Source organism: Arenibacter sp. F26102, from assembly GCF_023015865.1.
Taxonomy (GTDB): domain Bacteria; phylum Bacteroidota; class Bacteroidia; order Flavobacteriales; family Flavobacteriaceae; genus Arenibacter.
This window is the reverse complement of the sequence record NZ_JALKBC010000013.1, coordinates 1-14,405: the sequence shown is the minus strand read 5'-3', so window position 1 is coordinate 14,405 and position 14,405 is coordinate 1. Positions and strand designations below refer to the sequence as shown.

General features: G+C 42.0%; 4 protein-coding genes and 1 pseudogene. All 5 read left to right on the top strand.

All coding sequences use genetic code 11. The features are described from left to right. Position 1: 1 nt before the first annotated feature. On the top strand, positions 2 to 955 hold the full coding sequence (locus MWU78_RS16665) for a type IX secretion system membrane protein PorP/SprF (RefSeq protein ID WP_281503864.1): 954 nt from the start codon (positions 2 to 4) through the stop codon (positions 953 to 955). A gap of 10 nt (positions 956 to 965) precedes the next feature. Further along, the gene (locus MWU78_RS16660) at positions 966 to 2,903 is read left to right on the top strand and encodes an OmpA family protein (RefSeq protein ID WP_246999800.1); all 1,938 of its coding nucleotides are present in this window, start codon (positions 966 to 968) and stop codon (positions 2,901 to 2,903) included. 349 nt (positions 2,904 to 3,252) lie between these two features. After that, complete coding sequence (locus MWU78_RS16655) at positions 3,253 to 4,908, top strand: hypothetical protein (protein ID WP_246999798.1); 1,656 nt, start codon at positions 3,253 to 3,255, stop codon at positions 4,906 to 4,908. Positions 4,909 to 5,147: 239 nt separating this feature from the next. Continuing rightward, a complete protein-coding gene (locus MWU78_RS16650; protein ID WP_246999796.1) occupies positions 5,148 to 9,815 on the top strand; it encodes a GEVED domain-containing protein in 4,668 nt (1,555 codons plus the stop codon). 490 nt (positions 9,816 to 10,305) lie between these two features. Beyond that, positions 10,306 to 14,405 (top strand): annotated as a pseudogene (locus MWU78_RS16645) (hypothetical protein); the annotation flags it as partial.

Below are 14,405 nucleotides of genomic sequence, written 5' to 3'. Positions count from 1 at the left end.
GATGATATATAAAAAGAGTCTCTTCGTTACCGTTTTAATGTTGTTTTCCATTTTTGCCGGGCTTCACGCCCAACAAGACGCCCAATATACCCAATATATGTATAATACAATGAGCGTTAACCCGGCATATGCAGGTTCTAGGGGGCAATTGAGTATTGCGGCACTTTACAGATCTCAATGGGTAGGTCTGGAAGGAGCCCCTAAAACGCAGACCTTAAACTTGCACTCGCCCATAAGGAATAGCAGATTGGGTTACGGAATTTCTATTATCAATGATAATATTGGGGACGGTGTTGTTCAGGAAACACAGTTCGATGCAGTGTTGTCCTATACTGTTGATGTTGCTTTGGATGCCAAATTGTCATTTGGATTAAAGGTAGGAGGTAATATGTTAAATTTGGATTTTAACGGATTGAACAATTTTGATTCGGAAAATATTCAAGGCGATAATATTGATAATAAATTTTCTCCCAATTTTGGGGTGGGCATTTATTACCACACAAATAAATTTTATGCCGGACTTTCTGCACCTAACCTAGTGGAAACCCAGTATTTTGACAATTCACAAAGAGATCCCAATTCAGTACAGTTCCTTTCGGCCGAACGGATGAATTTTTATTTGATTACTGGATATGTATTTGACTTAAATAATAATTTTAAATTCAAGCCGGCGATATTGACCAAAGTAGTGGGCGGTGCACCTTTGCAAATAGATTTGTCCGCGAGTTTCCTGTTTAATGACAAGTTTAGTTTTGGTGCAGCTTACAGATGGGATGCGGCATTAAGTGGTATGCTAGGTTTCCAGTTGAGTGATCAGTTCATGGTTGGGCTAGCTTATGATAGGGAAACCACTGAGTTGGGTGGAACTCAATTTAATGATGGGTCTATCGAAGTGTTTTTAAGATTTGAATTGGTAAAATCGTTCCAAAGAATGGTATCACCGCGTTTCTTTTAAAAAAAATAAAATGATAAAAAGAATATTTTTGCTGACGTTGTTATTTTCTGTCATTGGTAATGTTGTCATTGCCCAGGACCGATTGGTAAACAAGGCAGATGAAAAATATAGGGATTACTCCTTTAGTCCGGCCATTGATATCTATAAACGTGTATTGGATAAGGGATATTCCTCAGCAGATCTATTAATGAAACTTGGAAATTCTTATTATTTTAATGCTGATTACAAGGAGGCTTCCAAAATATATAAAAGACTTTTAAACGAATACAAAGAAGGCATTGGGCCGGAATACTATTTTAGATATGCCCAGACCTTAAGGTCCCTCGGAGAGTATGATCTTTCCAAAGAAGTAATGGCACAGTTTTCCCAAATGACATCCGCAGATGTTAGGGCCAATCTTTATATGGCGGAAAGGGACTATTTGGCGGAAATAGAACAAAATTCAGGTAGATACGAAATTGGTAAATTTGAATTTAATTCCAGATATTCGGATTTTGCTCCTACATTCTATAAGCAGGGGTTAATATTCTCTTCGGATAGAGACACGGGTAACTTGGCTCGTTATAGGCATACTTGGAATTCCAAGGATTTCTTAGATCTATACAAGATAAATATCGACAGTATTTCGGAGAATAGGGTGGTGAAATTTGGAGATGAGATCAATACAAGATTTCACGAATCCACCTCTGTTTTCACCAAAGACGGCAATACGCTTTATTTTACCAGAAATAATCTTTTTGATGGTAAAACGGTAAAGGACAAAAAAGGGGTTGTACGTCTTAAAATATTTAAGGCGACCAAAGAAAATGGGGTGTGGACCCAAATTGAAGAGCTTCCCTTTAACAGTGAATCCTATTCAATAGCACATCCAACACTTAGTCCAGATGAAAATCTGCTTTATTTTGCATCCGATATGCCCGGTTCTTATGGGGAGTCGGATATATTTAAGGTGGCTATAAATAGTGATGGTACATATGGGACACCTGTAAATTTAGGAGACATCATAAATACGGAGGCTCGGGAAACTTTCCCATACGTTACCAGTGAAAATATACTTTACTTTTCATCGGATGGTCATCCAGGCTTAGGTGGTTTGGACATATTTGCTACGAAAATTTCCAACAGTCAGTATATAGGGACCGTTTTAAATGTCGGAAAGCCCGTAAACAGTGAGTTGGACGATTTTACATTCATTATGAACGAAGAAACCAGAAACGGTTACTTTGCTTCTAACCGAGAGAATGGAGTGGGAGAGGATGATATATATAGTTTTGTTGAGACCAAAAAACTGGAATTCGATTGTATTAAGCCAATTACAGGTACGGTTAGGGATAAAATATCCAATGAAGTATTGGTTGGGGCAACGGTTAAAGTTATTGATGAAAATAATGAGGAATTGGCTTCTGTAATTACAGATTCCAATGGCAACTATAGCATTGCAATAGATTGTAATAAAGGCAATTTTGTCAGGGCAACTATGCAGGGATATGTGCCTTCAGAGGAGTATTTAAATTTATCGGACAGTAAACCAAGAATTATCGATTTTTACCTTGAAAGAGATACTGTAACAGCGGGCTATGGCGACGATTTGGCCAAATTACTGCAGTTAAGCACCATATATTTTGATTTCGACAGGTATAATGTTAGGCCGGACGCTGAAATTGAAATTCAAAAGGTAATTGCGGCCATGGAAAAGTATCCAAGTTTAAAGCTTAAGGTTACTTCCCATACGGACAGTCAGGGGGTTGATGCCTATAATTTATGGCTATCACAAAAAAGAGCGGAATCTACCGTGGCCTATATGGTTTCTAAAGGAATAGCAAGTGATAGACTGGAAGGGGAAGGCTTTGGTGAGACCCGTTTGGTAAACAGATGTGTCAATGGGGTGAAATGCAGTAAACAAGAACACCAATTGAATCGTAGATCGGAATTCTTGATATTGGAATAATATTTGCCCTAAAAAAATATATAAAGCAGCTGTTTTCACAGCTGCTTTATTGTTTAGAATAATAAGGCTTTTTCCAATAAAAAGATATACAGGACACTAGGATCCTAGTAAATGAAAGCTTTATTTCTACTGTATTCATGTTTCCACTTCTCGTTTAATTATTCATATACAACAGTTTGTTGCTGTTTCACAACATAATGTTTTAGATGCTTTGCTCATGTAATATTTTCACCCATTATTGCGTTAAACAGTAGTTTTCGTACTATTTAAGTATTCATCATAGAAACAATTGTCAGAAGTTAATGACGGTCGTAATTACTAATAATATATGTCTTTTGGATCCAAGTTTTTGAGCCAGAAATTAAAGCAAACGGTTTTAGTAGTTTTGTTTGTATTTTTTAGTATCCCGGTATTTGCTCAGGTTACTGGAGATTATAGGTCCAAGACTTCTGGCGATTGGGGTAGTGCTAGCACATGGCAATTCTATAATGGCATTGCATGGGTAAATGCCACATCATATCCCGGGCAAAACAGTAATGTGGGTACGGTAACCATAGGTAGTGGTAATACCGTAACTCTAAATGTGAACATAACTTCCTATATCATAGACAAGCTTATTATTGGGGATGAAACTGGGGGCAATGATACTCTTTTATTGCCAGATAATGGAGATTTTCAAGTTGACATTATGTTGATTGCCATACAGAGTGACGGTATTCTTAAATGGGTTAAGAATGCCGATCTGCGTTTACCCGCAGATGCTATAATCTACAACAATGGTGGGCAGATTGATACTTTGAAGCAAAACCAGTGTAGCGCTTCCCAACTAATTTGGCTTGGATCAAGAAAATTTTCTGCGTGTAATGGTAATGGTGGAACTGATTACTCTTTCGACGATATAGAATCAGCACTTCCTCCTCCAACCAGTAATGGGGATATTACCGAATGTGCCCAAAATCCAATACAGACCCTCACTGCTTCCGCAACCCCTCCTTCTGGGGCCCATGTGGTATGGTATACGGCTACAAGTGGTGGTTCTCCAGTTTCTCCAACCTTAAACACGGTAGGAAATGTTACCTATTACGGAGAAAGTGTGGACAATTCAGATTCCAATCGCAGAAGCCTATTTAGAACTGCGGTAAAACTAACCATTCTTCCAAGACCTACCATTTCGGTCAGTAGTCCTCCTACATGTGTATTTAGGCTATTTTCACCTACTACCTATCAATTGGAGGTAACCGTTAGCACGGGAACAGTAACAAGTACGGCTGGGGCCGTTACAAATACATCGGGCAATGTATGGGCCATTACCAATGTTTCTTCCGGAACCAACATTGTGGTAACGGTGACTGGTGCCAATGGTTGTACAAATCAACTACCCGTTACCGCCCCCAATTGCGCCTGCCCGGTAGTAAATTCACCTACTAGCGGTGGGAATAAATCATATTGCACAGGAGATGCTGTGCCAAGCATAACGGCATCGGTAGGTTTTGGGGAGACGGTGGACTGGTACGATTCGGCCAGTGGAGGTACTTTATTGCTATTGGGCAATACAACTTATACTCCTAGCGGCCCAGGGACTTTTTATGCGGAAGCACGGAATACCACAACCAATTGCCGCAGTGGTGCCAGAACGGCCATAGTAGTTACGCAAGATACCCCTCCTACGGCTACCATTGGACCGGATCAATCAATTTTTACAGGTGGCAATGCCATTTTTACCGTAACCGCAACTAATGCCGACACCTATCAATGGCAAATAAGTACAGATGGGGGAACGGTGTTCAACAATATTTCAAACGGTGCGGAGTATGCTGGAACGCAGTCTACAGCCTTGACCGTTAAGACTGCTGGAGCCGATAAAAATGGATATAGGTATCGTGTTTTGGCCTCAAAATCGGGATCAAGTTGTCCGTCAACAGCATCATCCTCGGCCTTGCTAACGGTTAAGGTAAGAACGGTCATTACCAACAGGAAGATAACCTATAGGGTCGATGCAAATTGATCTCATTACTAGGTAAGATTTTAAAATCTTTATTTTCAGTATTTTAATTCATATTCCTTAGTTTTGGCGGGCAGTTAAAACTATTTAACTTCATCCTTTAGGGGCTTTGCAGTGTTATTTGCCCCTTACACAACATTTATTTTCCTCATTCTTCAACTGTGGTAGTTTTGTAATCTAGTAATTCATTTAACGTCAATTTTTTATACCGTTACAAAATTTTACTGGTCTAAACTTATTTAATGAGATTTCCAAGCTTACATAAAATTCTTTTTGGTTTGTTGATGATCTTGGCGGGCATTGCTTCTGCCCAGACGACAATTACCTCACAGGTGGCTCAGGGCAATGATGATGCCGAAGAGCAGGTTTCGAACGGAAATATGGATCTTGGTAGTTCCGATTTGGAATTGACCAGTGACGGTGGAACAAACCAATACGTGGGCATTCGATTTCAAAATATCAACATACCTCAGGGAACCACTATTTTAAGTGCCAGTATTCAATTTACAACGGATGAGACTGACACAGGTAGTACTTCGGTGACCATTAGAGGTGAAGATACCAACAATGCCAGTATATTTTCTAACTCAAATTATAATATTTCAAGCAGAACATTGACATCGGCCTCTGTTTCTTGGAACAGCATACCTTCTTGGAATTCAGTAGGACAAGCAGGGGCTAATCAACGAACACCGGATCTTACAGCTATTGTACAAGAAATTGTAAATAGAGGTGGTTGGGTCAATGGTAACGCAATGGCTTTTGTAATCAATGGATCAGGTGAGCGTACAGCGGAAGCATACAACGGGGATTCGTCCAAATCACCCGTTTTGTCCATTGTGGCAGATTTTACTCCCCCGCCGCTTACGACATTACCAACCATAGTACCAAATCTAAATAGAGGACTACCCTATATTTATTATATGTCGGATAATAGGTCCGAATTGTATTCCGTGGCACCAGATCCAACTGCTTCTCCTTTGCCTTCCCCTACAATTACGAATATAACCTATGGGGGATCACCGATTATCTTTTCAGGGGAAGGGGGTGGCTATAGATCAACGGATAGACAGGTATATGTTTTCGAGGGAGATGAACCCACACCTAGTTCCGATATGTATTCTATTGATCCTATAACAGGAGTAGCTACCTTGGTGAAAACGGGTATAGTTCCGGGGCATGTGGAAGGGGCCGAATTCTACATCAATAACAATACGGGAGAAGAAATTTTAGTAATAGTTTACAATAATGGAACTAATGGAGGTGCGGATCGTATAACGGCTATCAATCCCAATGTGGACGGTTCACTACCAGCATGGTCCCCTTATGCAGGATTTCCAGTGGTGATGTCCGGGGCGCGATCTAACGCTGATGGAATTTCGTGGAATCCTGATACAGCCGAGTTTTATATTCAGAATGACAATAACGTAGATTATTACACAGTGGATATAACCACTGGAGTCACAGCTTATGCCTTTACTACATCTTCCGCCATAGATGGAGAGGGAATTACCTATGCGAGTGACGGAACAAATTACATTGAAGATGAAAATAATGTGGGATTGGGAAGAACCATTTTTATAGTAAATACTTCAACAGGAGAATTAACACCGGCCGCGCAATTAGGTAGTACAGGTGATGTTGAATCCATAATGGGAAACCTTGGTACACGAAATGATGCTGGTGATGCACCTGCCTCATATGGCTTTGCAGCTCATATTTTACCGGTATTAACGACAACTCCAATTACAATATATTTGGGATCGGTGCCACCAGATAGTGAAAATCCCTTCATGAATTTCAGTATTGGTAATAGCGATGACAATACGGGAGACGATGAAGATGGTGTTTTCAGTGGGGGAATTGATTTTAGTGGACAGGTTCTAGATCGTGGAACCACAAAAGTGATCGATATAACTACGAATGGTGCAGGAGTTTTAAATGCTTGGATCGATTTTAATAGGGATGGGGATTTTGAGGACTCTGGAGAGCAAATTGCTACAGACCTGGCTCCGAGCGGAGGAAGTATAACACTAAATGTAACTGTACCCGGTACAGCGACTATAGGAACTTCCTATGCCCGTTTTAGATTTTCATCGGACACAGGTTTACCGGCTGGTAATTCTGAGGCAAGTGATGGGGAGGCGGAAGATTACCAAATAATTATACAGGACGATACGGCATGTCCGTCGGGAAATACTATGGTTGAATATACCAGTGTCATAAACGTATACGCTTCGGGGGTAATTGTAGATGATAATGTAGGCAATCAAAATAATGCCCTGGGCAACAACGATGGTACCAATGCAAGGTTCAATAATGAGAATGATGAATTGGTACTGGAAATGAGCGAGGCCATAAATAGTGGGGATTCGGTTACAGTATATGGAGAAGATGGTGATGATTTTGATATTTGGATTTCTTCCAGTGCTACGGGACCATGGACACAAGTAGGCAATAATGCACAGCTCGATTTTACCTTTACTTCTCCTATAGATTGGCTTTATATTCGCTTTAAAAGTAGTGATGATAGTTCAGAGGATAACCTTAGTTACGTAGATGCCAGTAAAACCGTTTCAACATATAGCTGTGAACTGGACAATGACGGTGATGGTACTCCAGATGACATCGATTTGGACAATGACAATGACGGGATCCCGGATTCTCAGGAATGTGAGATTACCGATAGTGGTCATGATGGATCTTATCCCGCCTCTGACTTCTCTTTAAACATTTCAAGTGCTAATCCAAATAACATTTCCGGGAGCCATATTCTAAATGAGATTACTCTAAAAGGCCGAACATTTGGGGATTTTATAGCTCCAGACTCGTATAGTGCTAGTTACAATAATATAAATGCAACTGGTAGAGTGTATTTATCGGATCATACCGTGAATTCCTATGACTATTATAATAATCCCAATTTTTCCGATCAAATAATACCCAGTTTTCAAAGCAGGGATTTAAATTATTATCATGCCATGGATAATTCTAACTATACTGCTGATAATTATACCTTACTATATGATTCTCCTATAACGTCTACAGGGGAAGTAACCTTGATCATTACGGAACGAAACGGTAATAACCCTTATTTCGTTGAAGCATTGGATGTTAATGGAAACGTATTGGGAAGTATTTCGGTGAATCTTACCGATTATGTAGATTCTGGACACAAGGTGAATAACTACCAATCTGGCGGAATGTTTGTGGCTTTATTTCCCATAGATGATATAGCACCTTTGGGAAGTAAGGTTAGAGGGTTACGAATGACGTTCCCTGGAGCTACCTCGGATGGACCGGATGGTAAAGTATTTTTCTTTGGAGATTTTTCCGCAGCAAATTGCGATTCTGATAATGACGGAATACCCAACCATTTAGATTTGGATTCTGATAATGACGGTATTTACGACGCTGTTGAAGCAGGCCATGGTCAGGCACATACCAATGGTGTGGTCAACAGCGGATATGGTGCCAATGGCTTGGCTAATATAGTGGAGACCTCTCCAGAAAGTGGCATCATTAACTATACGATTAGAAATACGGATGGAGATGCTGTACAAGATTTTTTAGATTTGGACAGTGATGAAGACGGATGTAACGATGCCATGGAGGCCTATGCAGATATAGCAGTGGATGGAGATACAAATGGATATTACGGAACTGGAATTCCCCCATCAATTAACTCCGACGGATCCGTAAGCTCGGCGGCATATCCCGTTCCTGCCGATGGGGATGCCAATGGAACACCAGATTATAGGGAAGCAGGAGCTGCCCCACTTATTAATACTCAACCCGCGGACGAAAGTATTTGCGAAGATGGTGATACCTCTTTCTCGGTCGTGGCCTCCAATGTTGATACCTATCAATGGCAGTTTTTTAATGGATCTATTTGGGAAGACCTTACGGATTCGGGTATACACAGTGGTAGTAATACCAACCAATTAAACATTACTAACGCCCAAAACTCACATAATGGTAGCCAATATAGGGTGATTGTATCAAGCTCTAGCCACGTTTGTGATCCTGTTACCTCAAATTCAGTTACCCTTACGGTCCATCCACGACCTACGATTACGGTTTCCGATTCGCCCAGTTGTGTATTCCGCTTATTTCAACCAACGACCTATGAACTAGAGGTTACAGTTAGCTCGGGTACTGTTACCAGTACCGCTGGTACGGTAACCAACACTTCAGGGAACGTTTGGGAAATTGTTAACGTACCTTCAGGTACCAATATCACAATAACTGTAACGGACGCCAATGGATGTAGCGAGGACCTACCAGTGACGGCACCCAATTGTAGCTGTCCGGTGGTCAATGCCCCTACCAGTGGTGGCAACCAGAGTTATTGTGCAGGGGACACTGTCCCAACAATTACGGCTAATGTAGGTTTTGGTCAAACCGTAGACTGGTACGATTCGGCCAGTGGAGGTACATTGTTATTGCTTGGTAGTACAAATTATACTCCCTTGGGGCCGGGGACATACTATGCCGAAGCTAGGAATACCGCCACCAACTGTAAAAGTGCAACGAGAACTGGCGTCTCAGTTACGGAGGATACTCCATCAACGGCAACTATAGGACCCGATAAAACAGTATTTGTAGGTGAAACAACTAGTTTTACAGCAACTACAGGCAACGCAGATATTTATCAATGGCAGTTCAGTACTGATGGAGGAGGTAGCTTTTTGAATCTAACAGAAGGAGCAGATTACACTGGTACAAATACAAAAACCCTTACAATACATAAAGTCGATATTGACCAAAATAATTATCTATTTAGGATTTTGGCCTCAAAATCAGGGTCCAGTTGTTCTGCAGTAGCATCTTCTTCTGCTCTACTTACCGTTCAGGTTAAAACTGTAATAACCAATAGGAGGATAACCTATAGAGTTAAAAAGAATTAGAGAATTCTGTCAATCCACAAAAGTCAATTCATGTGATTTTTCCCACAATTAAATTTCGGCAAGTGTTGCTATTATTAGGATGATCGACGAGTGAAATAGCCCGGAAAAGTGGTTGTGAAATTTATAAAACCTCAACTATCGATGTATAGACAGTATAAATATAGGGTTACACAACATTTATTTCTTGTAGCCAGCAGTACGGTTAATTTTGTATGGTGTTATTGATCCGTTTAATTATAAAATAGGACAAACATAAATATTACCATTTTAAAAGACTAGATAATCCTACTTATGAAAAATTTGAATAAGAACATTTTTTCAACATGGTTTAAAAAACAACAAAGTAAATTGTTGTTATCTCTAAACCAGTATAGGATTTACCAAGATTATGAATTATCCAATGAGTTTTACAGAATTAAAGAAAGATTAATACTGTCTAGAACTTATTAACGCCAACTGAATAAAGACCAACTTAAGTAAAGTATATATCATGAAGAAGGGGATTTTATTAATCATATTTCTAATTTCTGGATTTGCCATGGCGCAAACCACAGTGAATTTGGAAGACCAGTGTAATTGCGAGGTGCTCAGCGGCACACTTGTTACTGCACCTGGGACTGCAACGCCTACTGGGGCAGATATTGGAGATATATACGTAAATACAAATACAGGAACTATCTATTTTTGGGATGGAGATTCTTGGGAGTTAACTTCTACGGATAGTCAACAACTTCAGGTCTTTAGCTTTAATCCCGCTAACAATCAATTGACACTAACCTTAGAGAATGGGGGAACTTTTAATGCCGATTTAAGTAGTCTAACAGGTGATGGCAATATTATCTCCACTACCATAAACGTGAGTGGAGATGTAAATGCCTTGTTGGGTGATGTAGTATTGGAAATTGGGGATGACGCTGTTACCAATGCTAAATTGGCGGATGACGCTGTTCAGACAGAAAATATTTTAAGCGGGGGTGTGGACCAGGTATTGGTTACGGACGCCGTTGGTACTGTAGTCTGGGTTAACAGATCGAGCTTTACGGCTATCGCCGACCAAATAACAATTACAGGAGTGGGTACAGTTGCAGACCCCTTCAAAGTGGAGGATTTTTCCATAGTAACATCAAAATTAGGTGATGATGCGGTTACCAATGCAAAATTGGCAGATGACGCGGTACAAACAGAAAATATATTGAACGGGACCATCCTTACGGAGGATTTGGCTTCCGGTGGCAATGACAAGGTTATGGTTACGGATGCCATTGGTACTGTTGCCTGGGTGGACAAATCCAGCTTCGATGCCATCGCCGATCAGGTTACTATAACAGGTTTAGGTACCACCTTGGACCCTTTCAAGGTAGAGGACCTTTCCATTGTCACTGCAAAACTCGCCGATGGAGCGGTGACTACCGTAAAATTGGGTGATGATGCAGTGACCAATGCAAAACTGGCGGACAATGCAGTTCAGACAGAAAACATATTAAGTGGAGGTAACGATAAAGTTTTGGTTACCGATGCCATTGGTACCGTGGCCTGGGTGGACAAATCCAGCTTCGATGCCATCTCGGATCAAGTAACGATTACAGGTGTTGGAACGACAGCTGATCCTTTTAAGGTTGAGGACCTATCCATTGTAACGGCAAAATTGGCCGATGGCGCAGTGACCACGGTAAAATTGGGTGATGATGCAGTGACCAATGCTAAATTGGCGGACAATGCAGTTCAGACAGAAAACATATTAAGTGGAGGTAACGATAAGGTATTGGTTACCGATGCAGTGGGTACAGTAGTTTGGGTTGACAAGTCCAGCTTCGCTGTTTTGGCCGATCAGGTAACTATTACCGGAGTAGGAACGGTAGCGGATCCCTTCAAAGTAGAAGACCTATCCATTGTAACGGCAAAATTGGCAGATGGCGCAGTGACCACGGTAAAATTGGGTGATGATGCGGTGACCAATGCTAAATTGGCGGATAATGCAGTTCAGACAGAAAACATATTAAGTGGAGGTAACGATAAGGTATTGGTTACCGATGCAGTGGGCACAGTAGTTTGGGTTGACAAGTCCAGCTTCGCTGTTTTGGCCGATCAGGTAACTATTACCGGAGTAGGAACGGTAGCGGATCCCTTCAAAGTAGAAGACCTTTCAATAGTAAATTCCAAACTTGGCCCTGATGCGGTGACCAATGCTAAATTGGCGGATAATGCGGTACAGACAGAAAACATATTAAGTGGTGGTAACGATAAGGTTTTGGTTACCGATGCGGTTGGTACAGTTGCCTGGGTTGACAGGTCCAGCTTCGATGCCATCTCGGACCAGGTAACGATTACAGGAGTGGGCACGGTTGCCGACCCTTTTAAGGTTGAGGACCTATCCATTGTAACGGCCAAACTGGCCGATGGCGCTGTGACCACGGTAAAATTGGCCGATGGCGCAGTGACCACGGTAAAATTGGGTGATGATGCAGTGACCAATGCTAAATTGGCGGATGATGCGGTACAGACAGAAAACATATTAAGTGGAGGAAACGATAAGGTTTTGGTTACCGATGCGGTCGGTACAGTTGCCTGGGTGGACAAGTCGAGCTTTGATGCCATCTCGGATCAGGTTACGATCACGGGTGTTGGAACAACAGCGGATCCCTTCAAGGTAGAAGACCTATCCATTGTAACGGCAAAATTGGCCGATGGCGCAGTGACCACGGTAAAATTGGGTGATGATGCGGTGACCAATGCTAAATTGGCGGATAATGCGGTACAGACAGAAAACATATTAAGTGGAGGCAACGATAAGGTTTTGGTTACCGATGCGGTCGGTACAGTTGCCTGGGTTGACAAGTCCAGCTTCGATGCCATCTCGGATCAGGTAACGATTACAGGAGTGGGCACGGTTGCCGACCCTTTTAAGGTAGAAGACCTATCCATTGTAACGGCAAAATTGGCCGATGGCGCAGTGACCACGGTAAAATTGGGTGATGATGCGGTGACCAATGCTAAATTGGCGGATAATGCGGTACAGACAGAAAACATATTAAGTGGAGGTAACGATAAGGTTTTGGTTACCGATGCGGTTGGTACAGTTGCCTGGGTTGACAGGTCCAGCTTCGATGCCATCTCGGATCAGGTAACGATTACAGGTGTTGGAACGACAGCTGATCCTTTTAAGGTTGAGGACCTATCCATTGTAACGGCAAAATTGGCCGATGGCGCAGTGACCACGGTAAAATTGGGTGATGATGCGGTGACCAATGCTAAATTGGCGGACAATGCAGTTCAGACAGAAAACATATTAAGTGGAGGAAACGATAAGGTTTTGGTTACCGATGCGGTTGGTACAGTTGCCTGGGTTGACAAGTCGAGCTTCGATGCTATCTCGGATCAAGTAACGATTACAGGTGTTGGAACGACAGCTGATCCTTTTAAGGTTGAGGACCTATCCATTGTAACGGCAAAATTGGCCGATGGCGCAGTGACCACGGTAAAATTGGGTGATGATGCAGTGACCAATGCTAAATTGGCGGACAATGCGGTTCAGACAGAAAACATATTAAGTGGCGGTAACGATAAGGTTTTGGTTACCGATGCGGTTGGTACAGTTGCCTGGGTTGACAAGTCGAGCTTCGATGCCATCTCGGATCAGGTTACGATTACAGGTGTTGGAACGACAGCTGATCCTTTTAAGGTTGAGGACCTATCCATTGTAACGGCAAAATTGGCCGATGGCGCAGTGACCACGGTAAAATTGGGTGATGATGCGGTGACCAATGCTAAATTGGCGGACAATGCGGTACAGACAGAAAACATATTAAGTGGAGGAAACGATAAGGTTTTGGTTACCGATGCGGTTGGTACAGTTGCATGGGTTGACAAGTCCAGCTTCGATGCCATCTCGGATCAGGTTACGATTACAGGAGTGGGCACGGTTGCCGACCCTTTTAAGGTTGAGGACCTATCCATTGTAACTGCAAAGTTGGGTGATGATGCGGTGACCAATGCAAAATTGGCGGATGACGCGGTACAGACAGAAAATATATTAAGTGGAGGAAACGATAAGGTTTTGGTTACCGATGCGGTTGGTACAGTTGCATGGGTTGACAAGTCCAGCTTCGATGCTATATCCGATCAAGTAACGATTACAGGTGTTGGAACGACAGCCGATCCTTTTAAGGTTGAGGACCTATCCATTGTAACGGCAAAATTGGCCGATGGCGCAGTGACCACGGTAAAATTGGGTGATGATGCGGTGACCAATGCAAAATTGGCGGATAATGCGGTACAGACAGAAAACATATTAAGTGGAGGCAACGATAAGGTTTTGGTTACCGATGCGGTTGGTACAGTTGCCTGGGTTGACAAGTCCAGCTTCGATGCCATATCCGATCAAGTAACGATTACAGGTGTTGGAACGACAGCAGATCCTTTTAAGGTTGAGGACCTATCCATTGTAACGGCAAAATTGGCCGATGGCGCAGTGACCACGGTAAAATTGGGTGATGATGCGGTGACCAATGCTAAATTGGCGGATAATGCAGTTCAGACAGAAAACATATTAAGTGGAGGTAACGATAAGGTATTGGTTACCGATGCAGTGGG